The following is a 23,655-nucleotide window of genomic DNA, read 5'->3' on the forward strand; positions in this document are numbered from 1 at the left end:
CTCACGGATTGCCGATACGAGTCGGATGCCCAAGGCCCTGGGGTCGACGTTCCCCCGTCACGGTCCTCCGCAGCATGCGCTCGACGAAGCAGGGCGAGCGCGTACGCATTGGTTCGTTACCGCTGGGTCCCCAACACTCGGGCGAGGACTCAGCGGCTCAACAAGGTAGAAGCCAGGATGTTGAGGATGTCTCCTGGTTGCAGTACCTGATGAGCGCCTCGATAATATGCGTTCTCTTCCGAAGTCGCGGCGATCTGCTGCAGGGACCCCAGGTCTGCGTCCGCGCTGAGGCCGATAGCGATGATGCGCACTGGCCTATCGGGGTTCTGCATCTTCTGCAGCTCAAGCTTGAGCTCCTCGAGTGAGATCGAGGCCGGGTCGTCGTTGGGGCCGTCGGTGAAGATCACCAAGGAGTTCTGGTAGTACGGGTTGTACTGCCGCACGGCCTCCTGGTAAGCGGCCAAGATGGAGTCGTAGAGACCGGCTCCGCCGCGAGTCTGGCTGGGGAGAGCATCAATCTGTTGTTTGAGGAGGTCCTTGTGGATGCGCCCAGGCCCCACCGGGGCATCGAGTCGACGTAGCGGGGCCACCTCGCGCCAGTCCTGGCCGTTGGGCGCCTGGTTGGTCGAGAAGACCCGGAACCCGAGACGCACCGCGTCTGGGAAGACCTCCAGTGCGGTCTTGGAGGCGTCAGCCGCCAACTCGATCTTGCTCATGACTCCGAACTGAGTTGCCATGGAGTCCGAGGTCTCGACGAGTGCCAGGATGCTGGAGGGGACCTTGAGTGCGTTGAAGCGCTTTATCACCGCGTCGACCTGTGTTTGCGGCACCGTAGCCAACTGCTTCTCTGCGCTTGCGTCCTGACTCTCAGGGAGCGGAGCGCCATCGGGGCCTCGGAGGTGGTCTTCGGCAATGGCCCGCACGCCCTCCGTGGTCTTGAACCAATCAGCAATCCGCTCACCGGTGCGGGCCACTACGTCCACCCCTGCCGCACTGTTGATCGCGAAGCTGACGCCAACTGGTTCGGCGACCTGGACGAGCGGGTAGTTGAGAACGGCGAACCCGTCGCCAGGCACGCGCCACTGAAGGGAGTCGTTGCCGCGCTTGGCGATCAGGAAATCACGCTCCGTGACAGGCACCATCTTGGCGCTCCCGAGCTCGAGGTTGTCAACGGTCACCTTGCCGACGGTGCCCGAGGCGAGGTTGTCGCCAAACCGTTGGGCAAGGGGAACCATGGTTTCCTGCGCCGCCGTCGGGTCGCCCTCGCCGAAGGGTGTGACGAGCGCCATGGCAGACGCGCCGTCACTGCTGGGGTCAGAGATCTCCAGGTGAGGTGAGGCGAGGACGTCCGACCAGGCTGCGCCCGCTTGTTCCTTGATTCCACCAGCCAGCGCGACCGGCGTCGTCGCGAGTGTTGGGACAAGGACGGTGCCGGCGCGGTCGTGGGTCACAAGCACGCTGTGCCAAGCCGGAGAGTCGGGGACCCAAAGATCGGGCAGCGCACTGTCGTCGTCGGGAGCCTCCTCCAGACCTACCGCGACGTCAGCGACCGTAGCGGTCGTGACGTTGATCTCGACGCATCGACTGTCGGTGGAAAGGGAGTCCACTGCCTCCTCGACCAGGTCCGCCATGGCTGGGGCCACGGCCACGTTGACGCTGGAGGTTTGGCAGTTCACGCCTGCGCTTTCGTCGCCGCCTAGCGCCTGGGCTCCTGCCCAACCGAGGGTCCCGATCAAGATCAGGGTGACGACTCCGACTCTCACCCGACGCGAGGCGCTGCGCTGTGTTGCAGCGGGCTCGCGGTGGTCGTCGGTGTCATTGTGCAGGTGGCTGCCGAACATGTGTGGCCTCTCGCGTTGCTCGGAATCGTGGATCCACGGTGACGATAGTATCTATAACTGAGGAAATCATCAGTTCTCAAAGATCACAAGGAGCGCCCCCTGGGCGAACGACAGCGCCCGCGCCCCGCGCCCGGGAGCCGCACATCCGCTCTCGGTCCATGAGGGCTGTCTTGCCAAGTGGCCGAGGGTCGGACCTGCCTTGACAGATCACCCAGGCGAAGTTGATGATTTCATCACTTCCAGTGGATGAGGAGGCCGTGTCGTGGCATGGACGAGGCGCGAGGAGGTGTGCGCGATGGCGTTGCGCGTTGACGGAGTCGTGCTCGCGGCCGCTGGCGGCGACGAGTCCTTGCGCACGCCGATGACATTCAGTCGCGCCGCGCACACTGTCGTGTAGAGCCCAGGACCTCAGCAGCATGGACAAACTTCTCGACAGACTGCGATCTACCCGCCACGACAATCGGTCGACGGCGGGCTGTCGGGGGCATCGTTGGGTGCGGCGTGCCTTTCCCGCACCTGTGGTCGCCGGGTGCGTGCTGCTTCTTGGGGCACACGCCGTACTGGTGAGCATGCTGGTGGGTCCTGGACAGGACGCGAGACTGCACGAGGCTCCACTGTTGATTGTGGCGTCGCCCGTGGTGAGCTCGGCGTTGGCTGAGCGAGCGAACGCGCTGCCTGACCGTCCATTGGCCGTCTTGGCCGGCGATGCCGGCGACGGTGTCGACGCCGCTGAAGACCAGGTCATCGAGGGTGTGGTGGTTGCCGCTCTGGTGATGGATTTGTCGGGCACTACTGACCGTCTCGTCCTCAACGCCAGCCGTGACGAGGAACTGAACGGCGCGGTGGAGGATCACGTCCGCCAAGTGTTGGCCAGCAACGGACGGAGAGTGCAGGTCACGCGTGTGTCCGCTACCACCATGAGTGGTGAGCGTGTGTCCGCAGCGGCGTTGGCGAGCAGCGCGGCGGGCTTCGCCATGGCGCTGCTGGTGTCGGTGCTGTTGGGTCCGGCACCGAACCGGCTGCGGCTGGGTGCCGGACGAGTCGTGACGTTGGTGTTGGTGTGCGGAATCTTGGGCCTGGTCGGAGCGTCGTGGCTCTCGCCCCCCTCCACGGCGAGACGAATCGAGATGGCGGCCGTCGTGGGCCTCAGCATCTTGATGCCTGCGCTGTTGACGCTGGCGTTGGGGGCGCTCGCGGGTCTGGCCGGACTGGCTGTGGGCTTGACCTTGTTCGTGGTGGTCGCCTCCCCGTTGTTGTGGGGCATCGACTCGCACCTGCTTCCCGAACCGTTCAACAAGCTCGTGGACTGGACGCCAGCGGGTGCGACGGTGAACGCCCTCGACAGCGTGGTGCTGTTCACCGGTACGGGGCTGCGTCAACCTCTGGCCGTGTTGATGGGGTGGCTGGTGGTGGCCGTCGTGGCGATGCTGGTGGCACGGCGCGAACGAGTCCGCGCTCACGTCACCCTCGGTGACGGCATCATCGGCTCGCGCAAGCAGACGTCACCTCAAGGTTTGGCTACGGCCGCATCATCCATTGGCGCCAGCCCCCGAGGGGATGCAGATTCGCCGCCGAAACGACGCCTTACACGTCGCTGGCGCTTGCGCGTGGCCGCAGTCGTACTTCCCAGCGCGATCATGGTGGCCGGACTTGTCGCGTTCATCCCCAGCGATCGATCGCCCTCGGCTGCTGTCGTCGTCGACAGCGCTATGCAAACCCCGTGCGTGGCCACGGGTCGGGTGAGTTCGGTCTCGGACCTCAACCGGATCTCTGCCCGCTTACGGGGCGAGGGTCAGTTCGAGGGCGGTGATGTCGGCGCCAGCGCCGCCCTGCAAGACGGTCGTCGGCTACTCGTGTTCGGCGACACGCTGCGTAGGCTGCCCACCGGTCAGCGCACGTTCGTGCGCAACTCGATGCTGCTGTTCGACCCGGGCTGCATCCAGGCGGTGCTGCCAGCCGACTCCGGTGCTCTCATCCCGAACCGCGCAGGTACCGGCGTCGACGTCGGCTACTGGCCCATGTCGGTGAATGTCGCCACTCGGCCCGGATACGACCTCGTCTCGGTCATGGCTCAGCGAGTTCGTAGCACCGGTAGCGGTCCCTTCGATTTCGAGAACATCGGACCCGCGGTCGCGGTGTTCATCGTGCCTCGCGAAGGCGCACCGCAGCTCATCTCGGTTACTGACCTCGGCCCGGACGACGCCGACGTCACGCGCCCGACATGGGGGGCAGCGTCGGTGGTCGAGGCAGGGTGGACCTACCTGTACGGGACAGCCGGCAGCACAGAAGAGCTCACGTTCGGCTACTCGCTGCACCTGGCGCGCGTTCGCCCTGACAGCGTTCACGACCAGCAAGCCTGGGAGTACTGGACCGGGACACGCTGGTCCCGCGCGGAGCACGAGGCAGTGGCACTGATCGACAATCAGGCGGGAACCTCGCAAACCCTGTCGGTCTTCGAGCGTGATGGCACCTGGTATGCGTTGAGCAAGCGCGACGACTTCCTCGGCTCCAAGGTCACTGTGTGGACCGGCCCACATCCTTGGGGTCCGTTCGATGTGGGCCGCGATGTTGCCCACCTGGAGTCCAACATCGTCACCGGGCAACTGCGCTACATGCCGTTGGCGCACCCCGACCTGTTCGCGCGGCCCGGCGATGTCGTGGTGTCCTACAGCCGCAATCGAACGGACGTGGGCAGCATCGTGAACGACCCGATGCAGTACCGCCCACGCTTCCTGAGGGTGCCGCTGCCCGATCAATGATCGTCATCGCAGCGCGGGCGCCCGCCGCAACTGCGGTTCCTGCCGAATCGGAGCAGTCGGGACGCGCACCTGCATGGAACCCGCGAAGCGCCGCCCGCGTCGCCAGTCGGCGCAGCGCGAACGACGCGCTGGGGTGCCTTCCAGAAGGCGGCGGGCTTCTTGACATGATGAAATCCTCATTAGTGATATATATTGCCACCAACGCCTGTCATCACGTTGCCGCAATCAGCGTGGGTCATGACGTCGCCCCAGGCGAGCTGTTTCGTCAAGGTCTGGCGCCGCGGCGGCGCTCACGAGAAAGGAACCGAAGTCCGGTGAGTCACTACAGGAGCAACGTGCGTGACATCGAGTTCAACCTCTTCGAGGTCCTCGGACGCGACGACATCCTCGGGCAGGGCCCCTTCGCCGAGATCGACGGCGGAACCGCCCGCGAGATCCTCGCCGAGGTCGACCGCCTGGCGCGTGATGACCTGGCCGCGTCCTACGTCGACAGCGACCGCAACCCGCCCGTCTTCGACCCTGGCACGCACACAGCCCCGGTACCGCCCTTGTTCAAGAAGGGCTACGACGCCTGGATTGCGTCCGGCTTCTGGACCATGAACGCACCCGCCGCGTTGGGCGGCATGGAAGTCCCCAGCTCCGTGCTGTGGGCTGCCAACGAGATGCTCCTTGGGGCGAACCCCGCCATCTGGATGTACGCGACCGGTGGCGGATCGGCGGACGTCTTGTTCCGCAACGGCATCGAGCGAGACAAGCTGATGGCCGCGCACATCATCGAACGGCAATGGGGTTCGACGATGATGCTGACCGAGCCGGACGCGGGCTCCGACGTCGGCGCCGGACGCACGAAGGCCACCCTCAACGAGGACGGCTCGTGGAACATCACGGGCGTCAAGCGCTTCATCACATCCGCAGAATCGGACCTGCAACAAAACATCATGCACATGGTCCTCGCGCGCCCCGAGGGCGTCGAGGGCGTGGGCGGGCCGGGCACCAAGGGCCTCTCGCTGTTCCTGGTTCCCAAGTACCACTTCGACCACGAGACCGGCGAGCTGACCGGCGAGCGCAACGGCGTCTACGTCACCAACGTCGAGCACAAGATGGGCATCAAGGTCTCCAACACCTGCGAGGTCACCTTCGGCGACCCGCAGGTCGGCGGCGGCGAGCCCGCGAAGGGCTGGCTGCTCGGCGAGGTGCACGACGGCATCGCGCAGATGTTCCAGGTCATCGAGAACGCGCGGATGATGGTCGGCACCAAGGCCATCGCCACGCTCTCCACCGGCTACCTCAACGCCCTCGACTACGCCAAGACGCGCGTCCAGGGTGCCGACCTGACGCAGGCGGCCGACAAGACCGCACCCCGCGTCACCATCACCCACCACCCCGACGTGCGCCGTTCGCTGATGACGCAGAAGTCGTTCTCCGAGGCCATGCGTTCGCTGGTGCTCTACACCGCGTCCTGGCAGGACAAGGTGATGCTGGCCGAGCACGCCGGCGAGACCGACGAGCTGGCGGCTGCGGTCAACGACCTGCTCCTGCCGATCGTCAAGGGCTACGGCTCGGAGCGCTCGTGGGTGCTGCTGGGCACCGAGTCGCTGCAGACCTTCGGCGGCTCCGGGTTCCTCCAGGAATACCCGATCGAGCAGTACGTCCGCGACGCCAAGATCGACACCCTCTACGAGGGCACCACCGCGATCCAGGGCCAGGACTTCTTCTTCCGCAAGATCGTCAAGGACCAGGGCCGCGCGCTGGGTCACCTGGCCAAGGAGATCGAGTCGTTCATCGGCGCCGAGTCCGGCAACGCACTGCTCAAGAACGAGCGCGCGCTGCTGGCCACCGCGCTCGAGGACGCCAACGCGATCGTCGCCCACATGATCAACGACCTCATGTCGGCCGACACCTCCTCCGAGGGCGGCGACCTGCGCAACATCTACAAGGTCGGCCTCAACACCAGCCGCCTGCTGATGGCGCTCGGTGACGTCGTGTGCGCCTGGCTGCTGCTGCACCAGGCCGAGATCGCCCTGGAGAAGCTCGCCGGGGACCCCGGCAAGGACAAGGCCTTCTACGAGGGCAAGGTCGCGGCCGCGCAGTTCTTCGCGCAGACCAACCTGCCGCGGATCACCGCCGAGCGCGCCATCGCCGAGGCCACCGACCTCGCCCTGATGGACCTCGACGAGGCCGCGTTCTAGGCCGCCTCTCCCCCGAACGGCGGGCAGCCGGCCGACCCCCGAAGTCGGCTGCCCGCTCTCTCAACAACTCGCCTCATTGTTCCGAGGCGGTTCATTCGATCCGTGCAAGGATCGCTGGAGGCGCCGCGTGCGCCCGGACTCGATCCCCGCAGTTGACCTGAACTCACGACACACCGAACACGCAGTCCCGTGTGCGACCAAACGGCTGAACATCCATGACAGATGCATCCGACCGTGGGTTCGCTCGCGATCGGTTCAAAAGACCGATGGCCGGCGCGCTCAAGATCGAGCGAAGCCAGCGTGCCGATGACGGCCGTGACGACGCTCACCCCCCAACCAGTTCCCGCGCGGCACCCACAGCGAGCAGGCGGAGACCGATGAGGTGTCCCTGGATGTGGGAGGCGTGCTGATCGCAGGTGCGCTGCTCGGCGCGGTCGAAGACGATGTGAGCGACGAAGAAGAGGAGACTTACTCCTCTCGTCTTGGCGAACACCGACCTGCCAAGGCTCCGAATCCAATGTGTACACCACTACCGACGTCACTCGCCGAGGATGTCCTCAGGCGCAGCGCGTTCGACTGCTCCGGGTTTGCCGGCAGCATTCCTCCCCAGTCAACTTTGTGTGACGGTTCGCGGCGTCGCGGCCCAGGACCAGAGGTCACCAACGCCCAGCAGTGCCGGATCCGCCGCACGACTGCCGCGCGCAGACATCTACACGGAAGCGCGACTGCGTACCTCGGGCTGCGATGTCCGGCTCCTGCGCCGCAGGCACAAGGACTTCTTCATCCCGTTGGGGCGCCGACTCGCCGATGCACCGCGCATCCTCACGACCGCTGCGGTCCATGAGCCCGCAATCCGCTGCGCCCCAGACCCAGATGGCGCCTGACTACATCACCAACGCCGGGTGCAGGGCATGCTGCGTCACGTTGCGGCGCTTGCTCGCGGCCAGCGTCGAGACCACCAGCGCCGCGACCATCCACAAGACCAGTGCGGCCACATCCCCGGCCATCGCGGCGTCTCCGCCGGCGATCGCGTTCCGCATGGCCTGCACGGCATGAGTCATCGGCATCCACGCACTGATGGCGGAGAAGAACCCCGGTGCGGTCTCTACCGGATACGTCCCACCGGCCGCCGTCAGCTGCAAGGCGACGAAGATGAGCGCCAAGAACCGTCCCGCGGACCCGAACAGCGCGATCAACGCCTGGTTGATGGCTACGAACGTGACGCTCGTGACCACAGCGACACCCAGCAGACGCCAAGGATCGGCCGCCTCGATTCCCACCACAAGCTCCAGGACCCCGACGAGCAGGCCTACCTGCACGAGCGCCAGCGTGGCGCCGGGCACGAACCCAGCCAGCGCGACACGCCACGCGGGCGTTGTGGTGCCGAGCAGCCGTGCCGACAGGGGGCGCAACATCAAGTAGATCGCCAACGCACCGACCCACAGGGCCAACGACGAAAAATACGGCGCCAGTGCGGCTCCGTTGTTCTTCACCGCATGGGCACGCACCACGTCCGCTTGCACCGGTTCGGCAGCTGCCTGCGCCAAAGTGATCCGATCTTCCGCCTTGTACGTCGGCACGTCCAACACACCTTGCGCCAATCCCGCGTCCAGATCGCGACTCCCAGTGGCGACATCATCGCTTCCGGCGGCCACCTCGTCCGCGCCGGCGGCAACCTCGACGCCGCCCGCGGCGAGCTGGGTCGACTTGCTGGCCAGCGTTCCCGTGCCCTGCTGCAACTGACCGAGGCCCGAGGTGAGTTGTGCGGCGCCATCATCGGTGCGGCCAGCACCCTCGTTGAGACGTCGCGCCCCTTGGCTCAACCGCCCGGCGCCCGCGGCCACGTCTCGAGTTCCGCTCGCCACCGAACTGGCACCCTCACTCAACGTCGCCGCCCCGTCGGCCAGATCGTCGGCGCCGGAGGCAACCCGCGCCGACCCTGCCACGAGCGGGTCGGCCCCGGTGGCCAACGTGCTTACTCCCGTCGCGAGCGCGGTCGTGCTCACAGCCAGTTGGTCGGCTCCCGCAGCAGCCTGCCGCACGTTCGCGCAGTACGTGGCCAATGCCGGAGAGGGCGGGCATGCATCCGCAAGCTGACGCATTTGTGCGGCATAACTGCCGGCACCTGCGGACACCTGGTTCGCCGAACCACTGGTCGTGTCGAGTCCCCTGCTCAACTGGTCCGCGCCGCTGGCGACGTTGGTTGCACCGTCGCGCAACGCGTCAGCGTTGGTGGCCAGCTTGCGTGACCCGGCCGCGACCTGGCCGGCTCCCCGACTCACCTTGGTGGCTCCCTGATCGAGCTGACGGGCACTCGAACTCAGCGCGGATGCACCCTGAGCCAACTGAGTCGTCGCATCACTGAGTTCGCCGGACCCGCCTGCGAGCTGACGCGCGCTGGCATCCAGCGTCCCTGCTCCGACGGCTAGCTCCGTCGTACCTATGGACACCTGCCTGGCACCGTCACTGACTCGGCCCGCCCCCGAGGCCAAGCTGACACTCCCGGCGGCCAGATCCGCCGCACCGACAGACGCCTGCTTCAAAGACTTGTGAGTATCGTTGAACCCTTGGTACAGGCCGTCGAGGTACTGCTCGGTGACCTGGTCCGACAGCGAGCCGGTAGCCCTAGCAGCCAGCGATGATGTGATGTTGCCATTGATGTAGTTGTACGCGTCGTTGGTCTCCCACCCGAGGTGGCCGGTTCGTGTATCGGTCGCATCGTTGCCGCTGACCGAGACCGCGTCGGCGGAGAATTCCGCGGGAATGGTCAAGACGGCCGCGTAGTCACCGTCAGCCAATCCGGCTGCGGCATCCTTAGCATTCGTCAGACGCCAGTCGTAGTTGTTCTCGTCGTCGCTGGACACCAGTTCTGCCGCCAGGACACGACCGAGCGCCACATCGGTCTCGTCCTTGCCGGACCCGACGGTGACGATCTCGTCGTTGTTAACGACCGCGGCGTGCAGTCGATCCAGGTTGTCCGAAGGATTCCAGTTCGCCAGCACGTACAGCGACCCGTAGATCAGCGGCACCAGCACAATGGCTACCACGGCGCCCTTGGTCGCACGGCTCCTGCGGAACCGCGCAAGCTCGAACCAGGGCACGGACGGGGAAGGAAACATCAGTCAGTCACCTCGTGGTCGAGACGGGGCCGGGGCTGGCCGTCGGTCGGGTGGTGGTCGTTCGGTCAGCCGCCCGGCCGGTCCGCGGCCGGCGGGTGGCGACAAGTTCGCAACGCCGAACGTGGTCGGGAGCCAGCAGCCCCGGCTGGGCGGACAAGACGATGGCCGCTGCCGCACGACCCGTTGGTGATCCGGTGGCGACGTCGTGAGGGCTGGTCAGTAGGTCCAAGACGCGCCAGAACGTGTCCAGGTCATCGGGGTCTCGCACCACGTCGATGGCGTCGACGACGATCACATCGGGATCGGACAGGCCCGCGAGGGCCACGCCGAGGCTCAACCGCTGCAACGGGGTCAACTGGCTGACCAAGCAGTCGCCGGCGAGGGCCTCGAACGTGTCGTTGCCAGTGGCGGACGCCGCGTCGTGAACCAAGTCGTTGAGGCTGTCGCGGACCGCGTCGACGCGCCGGCGCCGCACCCAGAGTCCCAGGCTCGCCGAACCGAGCCGCTCGGCAATGTGCTGGTCAACGCTCAACGCCTCCTCGAGCGGATTGACCAGTGCGAACTCGGCAAGGCTTACCCGGTGCCGCACTGCGACACGCTCGTGCGGCAGCAAATGGCCGCTGACCTTGAGACGACCCTCGAAAGCGGCCATGCGGCCGGCAAGAGTGAGCAGAAGCGACGTCTTGCCGACTCCCTGGGTGCCCTCGACCAGCAGCCATTGGCCGCGCTCGACCGTCAGATCAACAGGATCGAACATTGCCTCGCGGTCCTCGTCCAAGACGGTGAGTCCTTGCGCGGCAACCGCCGGTGGTGTTCCCGGGCGCGGCCACGAGCGCAGCTCCATCGCCTCCTCAACCGCCGCGCCCTCGACGTCGACGTGCGGTACAAGCCCGTCCAGGCGAGCGGGCAGGCGCCACGCCTGTTCGCCGACCAACGCCAGCACCGCCGGGATGAGCGTCATCCGCACTACGAACGCGTCAACCACGACGCCCACAGCCAACCCGAGTGCGATCGGCTTAACTGTCACGTCCTCACCCAGGACGAAGGCCGCGAAGACGCTCGCCATGATGAGCGCCGCAGCAGCTACAACCGGGGCAACCCCTACGAAGCCACTGATGACGGCCTCACGTGCGGCCGCGCCGCGCGCGTGGTCCTCCTTCATCCTCGAGACGAGGAAGATGTGATAGTCCATCGCCAGCCCGAACAACACACCCATCAAGATGATCGGCAGAAAGCTGATCACCGGTCCCGTCCGTTCCACACCCAACACATCGGCGAACCAGCCCCACTCGAACACGGCCACCACCGCACCGAACGCGGCCCCGACCGAGAGCAGATAACCGGCTGCGGCACTGAGCGGAATGAGGACCGAGCGGAACACCACGGTGAGCAGGGCTAGACACACGCTCACCACCAGCAAACCAAACGGAATGAGAGCGTCGAAGAGCCGAGCCGAGGCATCGATCTGCACCGCCGTCTGACCGGTCACTGCGCTGTTGATACCCCACCTCTCCTCCCACCTCGTCGACCGGTCGCGAATGTCGCGGGCCAAGTTGGCAGTGGCCTCAGTGCTGCCGCCGCTGGTCGGAATGAGGACGACTACGCCTGTGTCACCACGTTCGTTCGGGGTCGCCAACACCACCTCGGCGACCCCGGGAACGCCCGCTATCTCCTCACCGAGATCCCGCATCACACGCTGTGGGTCGGTGGTGCTGAGAATGTCGGCATAGACCAGCAACGGAGCGTTGTAGCCGGGACCGAACTCAGCGCTGATGAGGTCGTAAGCCGTGCGTTCGGACGAACCTAGCTCAGCCGAACCGGTGTCAGGCAGGGCCAACCGGAGGTCAACGGCGGGATAGGCCAGCACACCCAGACCCACGACACACACGACGATCGTCGCGGCCGGCCAGCGGATGACGGCGCGCACCCAACGCCCCTGCCGGGCGCGGGTGTGCGCACTGGCATTGCGACCACGCCGCAGCCGAGTCATCAGGGTCTGACCGGGCCGGCAACCAGGGCTGGTCCGGGCTGGAAGCAGACGCCCACCAAACACCCCGAGGAACGCCGGAAGGAGGGTGACTGCAGCAGCGACCGCGGTCGCCACCGCGAGCGCGGCGAACACACCCATCGTGCGAAGGAAAGGGATGCCAGGGACGGCCAACGCAAGCAGGGCAGTCATCACGGTGACACCGGCGAACACGACCGCGGACCCGGCCGTGGCGTTGGCGCGCGCGGCCGCCTCCTGACCCGCAAGACCCTCCCCGAGAAGCTCGCGGTAACGCCAGACCAGGAACAGGGCGTAGTCGATGCCAACCGCCAGACCGACCATTAGCCCGAGCAGCGGCGTCGTGGACGAGACGTCTATCCAACCCGTCGCACCCATCGTCAGAGCCGTCGCGAGTCCCACACCGACCACCGAGGTGATCACGGGCAGGACTGCCGGCACGATGGCGCGGAACGTGACGAGCAAGATGAGCAACGCAACCACGACGCCCAGGGCTTCGGTTGGCGACAGACCGGGCCCGGTGCTGATGAACGCCTGACCGCCCACCGCGGTCGTGTATCCCTCGGACGTCAACTCCGAGGCGACCTGCTGCAGCGCCTGCTTTTGGCTCTGCGACACCTGCGCTGCCGCAACGTCGAATTGGACCTGGACCAGAGCAGTGCGCTCGTCGCCGGAGATCAGTCCGCCCTCGGCGTATGGCGAGAGGACCTGAACGACTCCCTCCACCGTGCGCAGCTCACGCACCAGCGCGCGTATGTCGCGGCGCGCGCCGTCGGAGACCATCGTCGAGTCGGGCACGGACACGACGACCTGCGCGGTTGCACCAGCAACTTCGGGAAACGTTCGCTCCAACGCTTCCAACGCCGACTGACTCTCGGTCCCCGGCACCTCAAACGTGTTGCTCGTACCGGCAGAAACCACGGTCGAAATGACTCCGACACTCAGAACAACCGCCAGCCACGCGACGATGACTCTCCACGGGTGCCCAAAGGCAGCACTCCCCCACCGGTACAGCGCGTTCGCCATGCTGTCTACTCGCTATCAGGGTTAGTTGATGATTTCCTCAAGTGTGAGCATACGCGTCCTTTTCCCGCACGCACCATTCACCAACGGGCCCTTCCCCTAGCGGAGCCTCGTCCTCGGGCATCCTTCTTGGCAAGCGTCATGCGAACGAGTTCGTGGACGGCGAGTACACGGAAGTTGAGCGCGTCCCAGGCAAGGATGAGAACGACGAAGTTCAGCCCGCCAGGCGCACCGGCGGCCACCGCCTCGGCAAGTTGATGCATGACTACGAGCACCGTCGCGGCCAGGAGCGCCACGCTCACGACGGCCCCGGATCGCGGAACGCTGCGCGCACCCGGGTGATGAGCCGGCTCCACGGTGCGTACTGCTGCAGGCAGGCGTGCACGCGCCTACCTACGTAGAAGATGGGGGTGACCAGGAGCTGAGCGCGCTCGCCCGAAGGCGCCGCGGCCCAATCGCGTCTTTGCGCAGCTAGCTTGCCCAGCGGTGGGCTGCGTGCCGTGCCAGTCGAAGCACGAAGGCGTGCGGACGGCCGGCCCGGATCCACTCGACTGGCGACAGGCCGCCCAGGTCGTCGTCCGCAGTGGAGAGCCAGACCGCTGCGCTCCAGGGTGGCGAGTCACGAAGAACACGAAGGACTGGGAGGACGCGGGGATCGACGCGACCCTGGGAAAACTGGAATGTGGGGTAGCACCAATTTTGGTCGGATGTCAGCACTCCCAGCAGCGCACCTTCCTCTCTTGCGACTTGCAGCGCCTCTGAAGGAAGCCCGAGGAGTTCCGAAACTCCGTCGTTGTCGTAGAACGGGCCGACAAGTTCGGCCATGGCGTTCGGCTCACTCATGACAGCTCTCCCTCGAGATGTATCGCGCTGCTCGCCCAAGTGCCACCGCTTGACAGATTACGCTGACTGCGTAATCGTTTCAAGGTCAAGTGGTCAGGTGAGGTGCCGATACCGGTCATGCCATCCCCCACTGAAGGACTGCCATGACCGCCATGTACGCCATCCAGCCACCCGCATTTGACGATGCGGTGCGAGCCTTGAGGCTGATCATTGTTCGCCAGTCGAGCGTGACCGCGCACTCGGATCTGCGAACGCTGCTCGAGCGCACCCTGTCCCTGTATCCGTTTCTGCCCGGGTGCGATGAGATCGGCCGCCTTGGCATCGAGCCTGTCCTCAACCCTCGCACGACAGACCAGCACTGGACATTGCCGGATGGCGGAGCCGCTTGCCTTTACGAAGTGGACGGGACCTGGGTACTGCTCATCCTGGGTTCCGCCGCAGCACGAAACGCGGCTAGCACCGAGATCGACCAGAAGAACGAGAACGCTGTCGTCAATCTGATGAGCCACGTCTTGTCAGCGTTGCGTCCCGTTGAGGTCTTCATCGGGCCGTTCGATCGTGTCAATCGCGCTCATGGTTATGCGACCAAGACTCTAGAAGCGTTCAAAGCCGCCAATGTGGAGGTGCTCTACCTAGAGGACGAGCCCGGCGAGATCTGGTTCGACACCGAACATGCTGAGCAGTCTTGGTACTCCCTGTCCAACAGCGCAGCCACGAACTGCAAGGTGACGGTCAAACGGACCACCGGCGGCAAGGTCAGCATGGCGCGCCGCAACCTGTGGTTCCTGGGCGAAAGCTCGACTCCGGTGGGGCTCACTACGGACGATGCGAACCGCCTAATTGTCGATCAGCGTGACCGCGCAGCAGTGGAAGTAATCGTCAAGGGCTTCGCTGCGGGGGACACGGATGCAGCCATCGCGCGGAGACTCGTACAGCAGGGACTGCTTCGCAGACGAAAGACCATGCGCAAGTCAACACAGGGCTCCGCCGTCTTCATTCTGGACCAGAACGAGCACAACCGCGTCCAACGTGCCGTTCGGCTCTTTCGGGGGCGCATGCTCGACCTGGCCATGGGCAAGCACGTCATGGAAGTGACTGAACCCGCTTCCACAAACTTTACCCACCGTGGAGTACGCCGCGAGAAGTCGGCCCGCAACCTTTGGCAGCATGTGCTCGTGTGGGATGTGCCGGACATCTTCGACCACGTCAACCAGGCCGACCTTGACGCTGCGCTCATCACAACAGCGCGCAAACGCATCCGAGCCGGAAAGCGTGCCAGCCTCTGGGTCCACGAACGCGAACAGCGCGAGCGGATCCAGGCTGACCTGACGGCACCAGTTGATTCCCAAGACGCCCGGGAGACAGCAAAGCGCAACCAACTGACGTTGGAGATGTCGCGTCCGATCGGGTCCGGTCCAGAGCACTCTCGCAGTGCCCGCGTGCGAGAAATCCTGTCCTTGGTGACCGGAGAGGAACCGCGTAGCAACTCCAACACGAGCATCCCTGAATCCGCGCGTCTTTTCTCCGGATACTCGGCCTGGAGTCAGGAAGACGGGACTGAGTTCAAGATCGCTTGCCACTTAGGCGACACGTACGCCGTCCTGCGACGGACCTCAGACTCACAACTCAAACCAACGGAGTCGCTCAACCGCGCGTGGGGAATCGCAAGTGGCTCGAAGGGGGTAATGAAGCATGCCGTGGCCCAGATTCGATGCCAGACCTTCCATGCCGCAATCGCCGACGCAGCAGCGAGCCACATCGACCAGGGCGTCAGCGTTCTCTCTGGGCAACGCGCCGCAGCCAGTGGCATCATCCAAGCCGGCCAGCACCTCCAGACCGAGCGAACCCTTCGACGTCAGCGGCTGGTTCAAAACCTCGATGCTGCACGACGGGAGGTGCGCAGCGCCGAAAGCCGCGTGCGCCTGCTCACGGACTATGGACAAGCCCAGTCCAACTCACCAGGGGGAGCCGAAGACGCCTGGCAAGCCGTCAACGAGGATGTCCAGCGAGCGGCGCTTCGGGAAGAGGTGCAGGCTCGCGCACGGGAAAAGCGTCTCCAAGAAGACCTCACATGCCTGCATGACGAGGCGAGCGCGACTCTGCCGGAAGTGATGCCCGACTTGGATGACCTGGACCTCGCGCTTCGCACCTTGGTGGCCCTGCGTACTCGCGTCACCGCGCGCAGCGAACAGGTCCGAGCCATTCAGGCTCTCATCCCGAGGATGCGGGTCATTGGAGTGACAGCATTTGAAGTGGAGTTCGAGATCGACCTGCTCCTGCCAACGACAAGTGAAACCAGTCTCCCGGTTGGGCCTATCCGCTTCACGGTCCCAACAGCCGGCGTACGTCCGCCCGGCTACGAGAGTTGGTCACATGCTGAGTGTGAGGAACTCGCGTACCGGCGACTCACTATGGAGGACACCAAGGCCACACGTCACGGAGCGTCACTCGTAAACGACGGGCTCGCTGCCAAGTCGTACGTCGCCTATCACGCTGCACAGCACCTCATCAGCCGTGGCCTCACCCAAGGCCAGGCTCGCTACCTTCTGCAAACCACGCTTCTCCTCCCTCGAACCGTGACCTACAACCTCGCCCAGGGGATCCCCATCGACCATCACGAGCTGGGAACCAGCGAGGCATACGTCGAGGTCATCCGACGGACCTATCTGCAACCCAACTCGACGTTTCCTTTCAGGGCACCGATGCTGTCTAGCCGAACCGAGATGCAACGACTGCTCAACGCCATACGAAACAGTTCGCTCCCCTATTGGCGACCCACCGAGATTGCCGACCACTTGGGGCTAGCGACTGACAGCGACCCCAAAGGGCGGTATCAACGAGCCCGCGTCTGGGCCACACTCAAACGCGAGAACCTGCCGCACCTCCTCAGCAGGATCGACGTGTCCGGATTGTCCCGCCACGGCAAGCGAATGAAGAACCTGTCGGGCTACGTGCTGCAACCCTGCCCCCACTGCGCCGAAACGGGCACCCCAATGCCGGTCGACATCGTCGTCTGGAACGCCGAAGTCCCTGGAGGACTCCTCTGCTCCACTTGCCTGCGAACACCCGCACCCGACAGCATCACGTATCCACACGCCTACCGGGCGTTGCTCGAGGTCGACTAGCCCGGTCAACGGCTGACCCAGGTGTCAGCGCTCGTCGAAAGTTCGGCCGGTTCTGCTCTTTGAAAGTTAGGCCACTTCGGTGTTGGTCATTGTGCCGTGTTCTCGGCTCTGGCGGATGGCAGCGTGTCGATGCCGCTGTCCTTGAGTCGATACGAGCTGCCTTTGAGGGTGAGGACGTCGGCGTGGTGGACGATCCGGTCGATCATCGCGGCGGCAACGACCTGGTCGCCGAACACGTCGCCCCAGCGGGCGAAGGGCAGGTTCGATGTGAGGATCAGCGAGGCGTGTTCGTAGCGGCTGCTGACGAGTTGGAAGAACAGGTTCGCGGCGTCTTGCTCGAACGGGATGTAGCCGACTTCGTCGACCACGATGAGGCCGTAGCGGCGTAGCCGTGCGAGCTCGTGGCTCAGCCGGCCGGTGGCGTGCGCGTGCTGGAGTCGGGTGACCCATTCGGTCGCGGTCGCGAACAGGACCCGGTGTCCGGCGTGGGCTGCTTTGATCCCGAGCCCGATCGCGAGGTGGGTCTTCCCGGTCCCGGGCGGGCCGAGGAGCACGAGGTTCTGGGCGGCGTCGATGAAGGTCGCGGTGCCTAGGTGCGCGATCGTGTCGCGCTTGAGTGCGGGCTGGTGGTCGAGGTTGAAGTCCTCGAGTGACTTGCGGCCCGGGAACCCCGCGGCCCGGATCCGGAGCTCGGCACCGGATCCTTCCCGGGCTGAGACCTCACGCGACAGCACGGCAGCGAGGTACTCCTCGTGGGTCCACGACGCATCGCGCGCCTGATCACCCAGCCTGGCCGCGGCTTCACGGATCCGTGGTGCCTTCAGTGCCCGGGAGAGGTACTCGATCTGCTTGGCCGTGTCCTTCGTGACCGTCGTCGTGGGTGTCGTTGAGGTTGCGGGGTTCGTGGCCATCAGGCGACCTGCCCATCAGCTTCGGCGCGAGGGTCGAGGTCGACACCGAACGCGGTGTCGTAGTCGGCCAGGTCCCGCAGCATCGGGTCGGGCGCGACGGCTGGTGGGCCCAAGATCGCTTGTCGCAGCCGCCGTGCGGTAGCGACGTGGTCGGGATCGGTGATCGTCTGGGCGGTGGCCCAACACCGCCGGTGGGTCGCGACGGCGCGGCCATCGCAGGTCACCCCCACCGAGGTGAGGTCGGCGTGGACCTCGACCATCCTCCCGATCACGACCGGGTCGACCGAGTAGTCGTTGCCGGCGACCCGGACGTAGTAGTCACGCGGGAGCCGGACCCGGGCACTGAAACCGGTCGCTGGCGGCATCGGTGGCAGGGCCAGCATCGCGGCCCGGTCGATCCCGGCCAGCTCGACCGGACGGGCACCCAAGCGGCGCACGATGCGTGCATTCGCGACCGGGAGCCACTTCGTGAGTTGGGTGTTGAAGTCGGCTGGGCTGGTGAAGGTTCGCCCGGGTAGGAACGAGGTTTCCAGATAGCCGTTGGCGCGTTCGACGATGCCCTTGGACTCAGGGTCGAAAGGTCTGAGTTGCACGATCCTGGTGGCTAGGGTGCCGCAGAACCCGGCCACACCTTCGGCGTAGCGGTTGCGCCGTCCGATGCCGGCCTCGTTGTCCCAGATCAGGCGGTGCGGGACCGCGCCGAGCTGGCTGGACATCAGTTCCCACATCCCGGTGAGCAGGTCGCCGGTGGTCCGCGAGGGCAGCATCATCGCGGTGATGAACCGGGAGTAGGACGACACGATCACCAGCACCGGCGGCGTTCCGCACTGCCCCGACCCCAGCGGAATCTTGACCGGCGGGAACCACAGGTCGCACTGGGCCTGGTCCCCGGGGCGGTACTCCAAACGATCGGCCGGGTCACGGGGCGCGTAGTCGACCCGCAGGCCTGCGACCCGTTTGCGGAACCACGACGCCGACCCGTCCCAGCCGACCCGCTCGGCGATCACCGTGGCCGGCATCGTCGGGAAGTCCTTCAACAGCTCCCGCACCCGTGGCTCGTAGGCGTCGAAACGCGACACCACCGGTGGCCGCACGTACTGCGGTGGCCGCTGCGCGACCACCGCCCTGGCAACGGTGTCGCGCGCGATCCCCAAATGCTTCGCGATCGCCCTGATCGACAACTGCTCCTGCGCATGCAGCCGCCGGATCTCAGCCCAGTCCTCCACTGTCATCACCCAATCCATCGTGGTCGGGTGGCCTACTTTTCGAAGAGCGCTACTGGCCTAGGTTTCGAGGAGCGTCGACACCAGGCACCATCTTCACACACCTTGGCCGACGGCGGCGGTCAAGCTAGGCGTCGGATTGAGTCGTGGGCAGTCACGTTCGCGAACAAAAACCGCGCGCAACGACGCCGCCGCGCCGTCCGTTCATGCTGTCCGCTCGCCGCTGGGGGCGGCCTCACTTCTCCGTCGAGGCACGATCAGGCCCGTAGCGCTGCCAGCAGGTGTAGCCCTTCAATCATCTCGCGCGCAAGTCGGCCGTCGGTGTCACGGACGGCCATCTTGCTCGCCTCGGCGACCGTCACTCCGGCTGCTGAGAACGCGAGAGCTTCCTCAGACGCGAATCCCTCTACCCGCCACCGTGCGATCCGCCGCAAGACCCGGTCCCCCTGTGTGATCCCGTGCGCCCCGCGCCCATTGGAGGTGGCCTTGACCCACGCCCAGACCTCTTGCGGCTCAACCCCATCCATGGCGAGCGTGCCGAGAAAGGCTGCGCTTCCCGCGCCGCAGTATCGCCAAATGGATGGTTCGATGCTCTCATCCGTACAAACGCTTCGAAACTCCCTCTCCCACGTCTGATCGATCATCGCGAACACGTCCGTCGTGGGTGAGCCGTCGGAATCCGCCGGGAACCGATGACATCCGTCGCTCGGCGTGACCCGACGCTGCATGTCGTGCTGATAAGCATTGGGACTGCTCATGGGACCCTCTTCTATCGAGTGTGACGCCGCTGCTGGTGGCTGGATTCGAGTCGGGATGAGCTCAAGGCGTAGACGTAGCCAAGGTTGCTTTAACGCTCACAACATGGCGGGCAAGGCGGCTTTCAACCCCCGCCGCGCGCTTAGGCGACGGGACTTCTTCGCAGTGGAGCGCCGGGCCTGCCTCTACGGCCGCTTGGACTGACCGCGCAGTGCGTCCCACCACGCGGCCGCTTGCTCTACTTCCTCGGCGGTCGTGTCGATCGTGACGTAGGAACCACCCGGGTCACGTCGATCGTCGACGGCGACGTGGCCTTGATGGTCGTAGTCGTAGTCGATGATTGGGCGTGCTGCGTCGGGGTTGCTCAGGACGAGGACGTCGATGCCATAGTCAGCTCCGCTATGGGGGTGAACGCGACCAAACGCGATGCCGCCTCCAAACCAGACGTGACGCTCGTCCTCCGGCTCGACGTTTGCTGCGACGTCCCGCCACCATCTGGCGGCGGCCACGATCTCGTTGTGGGTCCAAGGAAAAGCCTCACCCATGGCCTCTCCGACCGCGTAGTGGGGCTCGTTGAAGCCGTCTTCGCGACAGAGCGGACGAAGAAGAACGTCACCTCCTGAGGTGACGGTGGGCTCCAACAGAAAGCTCATACTGGTAAGGCCGGACAGCTTCATGATCGTTGCTCCTTCGTCGTGGGAATCTTGGTCTGTCATCGGCATCTCGCCGAGCGGATGCCACCGCTTGCGGGGATCAGTTGTACGGCTTGGGTTCCAACTACTGGTATCGGGCACGGGCTCGTCCGAGCAGACATGCGCTGTCACGCCCGCGAGCGGAGTCCCTTCGAGTCGGCGTAGCTGGTGACGGCGTCGCACTCGTAGCAGGCAGCCTCGAAATGGTCAGCGCTCCGCGTTGGCCCGTCCCCTGTGTCGAACCGGCGAACCGGCGGGGTGGACGGGACGGCCGCTGCGCAAACGCACGGCAGCCGATGCTGTCTCCTGGACACATCGAAGAGTCGCTCCTTGCTTGACGGCGTGTATGCAGTCCCTAGGAAATGACAGAAGCCCCTCCACGCAGTGGAGAGGCGCTCCCGAGACCGGGACAGCACGCACGATACCCCGCCCCGCGGCCACGCTGCGGAGCGTCGCGTCACGCCCCCTCATGTAGCCGCGCGCGATGCATCGACTCAGACAAAGGAGTGACAACGCCGGTCCGCGTCGGCGCACGGCCGCCCACCTAGTGCTCGACCCACTTGGGCAGTAGCAGAGCCTGCCCACTGAGTATTAGCGTCGTAGGCAGGGTGAGGACCGTCGTCAAAGAGTGCTCCCTGGCAGAGATGGCGACGCCGTGCGATGGGGCAACACGACGAGCGCCGACGCTGAGGCCAACCCAAGGACTTCGATGACGGTGAGCTCTGCTCGCGGCCGCTGCTGACGGGCACATGTAGCTCGACTCCTCGGGGGCTGCCTTGCCTCGAACCGCGGCATGCCCGAGCAGATAGGACGCGCGATTGGCCGAACTCGCCGTCCCTGTTGAGAGTGGGCCAAGAGATCAGAGGCGAAGGGCTGCCAGCATTTCGTAGGCGGCGAGCTGTTCTGGAGTGGGGTGGCCGCCGGTCGCGGCGGCGACTACTAGGGCGTCCATGCGACCCTTCATCAGAGCTCGTGACACGTTCTCGGGAAGTCCGGTCGCCCGTGCGAAGTAGCCCCACTGGCGGTCAACTCGAGCCTCGAGAACTCCGGAGGTCATGGGCTCCTTGTGGGGATCGTCTTCGTAATCCTCGTCGTCGAAGTAGACGTCGCCGTGGGACGCGCACAGCCGCCGCCACCCCGATTCGGCCTCCTCTTGGCTGGCGAACATGTGGACGCTGCCGGGGGTCACCTCGTAGCCCTCGGTTGTCCAGACGAACCAGCGCCGTTCCCCGAGCAGCTCGACTTCGCCGATGTGGTCCCCGTAGGTGGCGTCCTCTGGGTCATACGTCTCCCAGTCGGATCGTTGGTGCACCAACTCATCGACCATGTTGACCACCTTGAGGCGAGGAACTGGGGTTTCCTCAAACTCCTTCTCAAACAGGCGGTCACGTTCTTCGGGGTCGGTGGCGGCCGCCTGCCGTTCGGCCATGGACGGCTCGTGCGGGTCGGGCATCGGGATGCTCGGCGACACTTCGTACTCACTTCTTCTTTGGGGCCGGAACTGCCGCAAGTGTGCCGGGACTGATGGGTTGGGCTGTCAATGGTCGCACTCGCGGTTGGGCGCCTGTGCCGGGCGAGTCGATGGCGCTCTTCCGTCGACCTGGTGCAGTTCAGCCCCTTCGGCGTTGGGACCGCGGGTTTGAGGCGCAACAGAATGGTAGGGCTCGGGTAGGCGGTCACCTGTGTGACGATCCGCTGGTCGGTGCCGGTTCAGCTCTCACTGCAGGGGTTTCACCGCGGCCAGATCAGTGGCTAGGGCGCGACGGCTCAGAAGAGATGGATCACGTCGTCACTGGTCGCCGGGGGTTCGTCGCGCGTCTGGCGTGCTACTCGTTTCTGAATGAGCGGCAGGTATGCCGGGTCACGTTCAATACCGACGGCGTGCACGTCCTCGAGGAGGCAGGCTTCGAGGGTGGTTCCAGAGCCGACGAATGGATCGAGCACGAGGCCACCCTTGGGGACGGTCAGCCGCACCATGCGGCGCAGTAGGTCTAGCGGCTTGACGGTTGGGTGTGCGACGCCATCGACGACGACGCGCTCGTGCTTGTTTGGCTTTGACACCCAGAAGACGCGTCGCGGGTCTTGGGTTGTGTGATGGGTGAGGGCGCGGGCGGACGAGTCGTCCATGTGGACGTTCGAGGGCCATCGCGGAATTGCGTCAGCGTCGCCGGGTTGTTCGGTCACTCCGGCGAGGTTGATTGGGCCGAGGTTCCAGGACGTGACGTTGTTCGCCATTGTGCCTTCGAGAGGTCGGCGCGCGAGGACGATTGGTTCGAAGGCGGGTCGGAGGGTTGTTCCCCAGCCGGACCAGTTTCTGGCTGATGCGTTCTGGCCAGCCGTAGCCAGGGCCCGTTCTACGTTCTGGGACTTGGGCATGCCACTTGAGTAGAGCCATGCGAGGCTGTCGCGGATCTCGAAGCCTGTGTCTTCGGCGGCGGTGGCGAGTCGATGCCACGTGCGGGTGCCGCCGAAGGCGACTAGGTGGCCGCCGGGCTTTAGGAGGCGGAGGCACTCCTGGAGCCAGAGTGCGCACCAGTACTGGAACTGGACGGGATCGTTGTCGGCATATCCACGCGAGTGAGTTTCCTGAGCGTGCCAGTTCTGCGACTGCTGTCCGAGCATCGGTGCCGCTGAGAACTTGGCTACGGCGTCGGCGCGGAGGCATTCGGAGCAGACACGATCGGCGGAGCACTGGTCGATGACGCATTGGGGGCGACGGGTCGCGGGACGTGTGTACCGACTGGCAGGGACGCGCTTGAGGGCGTAGGGCGGGTCAGTGACAACGGCGTCTACGGATGTCGAGGGCAGTGAGGCCAAGACGTCGAGTGCATCGCCGACGTGGACTGTGGTGGCTGGGCCGAGGAGGAGGGGAGAGAGGGTCATGACATGGTGATCGGCATGGTGACGCCGTCACCGGAACGTCGGCCGAACGCGTTCCCTTTGGGGCTGGGTGTGCCTGCCCGCCAGGGGGTGCTTCCCAGCTCCGATAACAGCTGCACTACGAGGTGTCGAGCGTCGCGGTTGAGGCGACCCGCTTCAGGACGCCGGCGCGCACAGTTTTCGTGGCTGGGCGCAAATGCGTCCTTGGCGACGACGTCCCTGTGTTCGGACGGCTACCCGTACGTCCTGGTCGCGCGGATGCCGATAGCGATGTCAGAGCGGTTCACAT

12 protein-coding genes are annotated in these 23,655 nt (G+C 65.4%); 3 read left to right on the forward strand and 9 right to left on the reverse strand.

The features are described from left to right. Positions 1 to 149: 149 nt before the first annotated feature. Positions 150 to 1,841 (reverse strand): VWA domain-containing protein, encoded by a 1,692-nt coding sequence (locus G7071_RS04165; RefSeq protein ID WP_166315244.1) that lies wholly within the window; start codon positions 1,839 to 1,841, stop codon positions 150 to 152. Between the two features lie 569 nt (positions 1,842 to 2,410). Between G7071_RS04165 and G7071_RS04170 the strand changes: the two genes are divergently transcribed. Both G7071_RS04170 and G7071_RS04175 read left to right on the forward strand, forming a co-directional pair. Then, positions 2,411 to 4,600 (forward strand): DUF4185 domain-containing protein, encoded by a 2,190-nt coding sequence (locus G7071_RS04170; protein WP_343043563.1) that lies wholly within the window; start codon positions 2,411 to 2,413, stop codon positions 4,598 to 4,600. A 314-nt stretch (positions 4,601 to 4,914) separates the two neighbouring features. Further along, positions 4,915 to 6,789, forward strand: coding sequence for an acyl-CoA dehydrogenase (locus G7071_RS04175; RefSeq protein WP_166315250.1), 1,875 nt, complete (start codon positions 4,915 to 4,917; stop codon positions 6,787 to 6,789). 884 nt (positions 6,790 to 7,673) lie between these two features. Here the strand turns inward: G7071_RS04175 and G7071_RS04180 are convergent. Both G7071_RS04180 and G7071_RS04185 read right to left on the reverse strand, forming a co-directional pair. After that, positions 7,674 to 9,890, reverse strand: a complete 2,217-nt coding sequence (locus G7071_RS04180) for a YhgE/Pip domain-containing protein (RefSeq protein WP_166315253.1) — start codon at positions 9,888 to 9,890, stop codon at positions 7,674 to 7,676. A 25-nt stretch (positions 9,891 to 9,915) separates the two neighbouring features. Further along, positions 9,916 to 12,939, reverse strand: coding sequence for an MMPL family transporter (locus G7071_RS04185; RefSeq protein ID WP_166315256.1), 3,024 nt, complete (start codon positions 12,937 to 12,939; stop codon positions 9,916 to 9,918). 983 nt (positions 12,940 to 13,922) lie between these two features. Here G7071_RS04185 and G7071_RS04190 point away from each other — a divergent pair. Continuing rightward, the gene (locus tag G7071_RS04190; RefSeq protein ID WP_166315259.1) at positions 13,923 to 16,904 is read left to right on the forward strand and encodes a hypothetical protein; all 2,982 of its coding nucleotides are present in this window, start codon (positions 13,923 to 13,925) and stop codon (positions 16,902 to 16,904) included. An 86-nt stretch (positions 16,905 to 16,990) separates the two neighbouring features. Here the strand turns inward: G7071_RS04190 and istB are convergent, their stop codons facing one another. The 6 genes from istB to G7071_RS04220 form a co-directional block, all read right to left on the reverse strand. After that, positions 16,991 to 17,815: an IS21-like element helper ATPase IstB gene (gene istB / locus G7071_RS04195; RefSeq protein ID WP_166315262.1), complete on the reverse strand. Its 825-nt coding sequence runs from the start codon at positions 17,813 to 17,815 to the stop codon at positions 16,991 to 16,993. Further along, positions 17,815 to 19,050 (reverse strand): IS21 family transposase, encoded by a 1,236-nt coding sequence (gene istA, locus G7071_RS04200; protein ID WP_166315265.1) that lies wholly within the window; start codon positions 19,048 to 19,050, stop codon positions 17,815 to 17,817. Before istA ends, istB begins: the two co-directional genes overlap by 1 nt. A 245-nt stretch (positions 19,051 to 19,295) precedes the next feature. After that, positions 19,296 to 19,796, reverse strand: a complete 501-nt coding sequence (locus G7071_RS04205; RefSeq protein WP_166315268.1) for a hypothetical protein — start codon at positions 19,794 to 19,796, stop codon at positions 19,296 to 19,298. Positions 19,797 to 19,979: 183 nt separating this feature from the next. Beyond that, a complete protein-coding gene (locus tag G7071_RS04210) occupies positions 19,980 to 20,471 on the reverse strand; it encodes a hypothetical protein (RefSeq protein ID WP_166315271.1) in 492 nt (163 codons plus the stop codon). Between the two features lie 874 nt (positions 20,472 to 21,345). Beyond that, positions 21,346 to 21,915 (reverse strand): hypothetical protein, encoded by a 570-nt coding sequence (locus G7071_RS04215; protein WP_166315274.1) that lies wholly within the window; start codon positions 21,913 to 21,915, stop codon positions 21,346 to 21,348. A 338-nt stretch (positions 21,916 to 22,253) separates the two neighbouring features. Beyond that, a complete protein-coding gene (locus G7071_RS04220; RefSeq protein WP_166315277.1) occupies positions 22,254 to 23,369 on the reverse strand; it encodes a DNA-methyltransferase in 1,116 nt (371 codons plus the stop codon). Between the last annotated feature and the right edge of the window lie 286 nt (positions 23,370 to 23,655).

The sequence above is a fragment of the Nocardioides piscis genome, from assembly GCF_011300215.1.
GTDB classification, from domain to species: domain Bacteria; phylum Actinomycetota; class Actinomycetes; order Propionibacteriales; family Nocardioidaceae; genus Nocardioides; species Nocardioides piscis.

Bases quoted from the DNA above. Each gene is read 5' to 3' on its own strand.
- G7071_RS04165 (WP_166315244.1), bottom strand. From the start codon at position 1,841: ATGTTCGGCAGCCACCTGCACAATGACACCGACGACCACCGCGAGCCC.
- G7071_RS04170 (WP_343043563.1), top strand. From the start codon at position 2,411: ATGCTGGTGGGTCCTGGACAGGACGCGAGACTGCACGAGGCTCCACTG.
- G7071_RS04185 (WP_166315256.1), bottom strand. From the start codon at position 12,939: ATGGCGAACGCGCTGTACCGGTGGGGGAGTGCTGCCTTTGGGCACCCG.
- G7071_RS04190 (WP_166315259.1), top strand. From the start codon at position 13,923: ATGACCGCCATGTACGCCATCCAGCCACCCGCATTTGACGATGCGGTG.
- istB (WP_166315262.1), bottom strand. From the start codon at position 17,815: ATGGCCACGAACCCCGCAACCTCAACGACACCCACGACGACGGTCACG.
- G7071_RS04205 (WP_166315268.1), bottom strand. From the start codon at position 19,796: ATGAGCAGTCCCAATGCTTATCAGCACGACATGCAGCGTCGGGTCACG.
- G7071_RS04210 (WP_166315271.1), bottom strand. From the start codon at position 20,471: ATGAAGCTGTCCGGCCTTACCAGTATGAGCTTTCTGTTGGAGCCCACC.
- G7071_RS04215 (WP_166315274.1), bottom strand. From the start codon at position 21,915: ATGGCCGAACGGCAGGCGGCCGCCACCGACCCCGAAGAACGTGACCGC.
- G7071_RS04220 (WP_166315277.1), bottom strand. From the start codon at position 23,369: ATGACCCTCTCTCCCCTCCTCCTCGGCCCAGCCACCACAGTCCACGTC.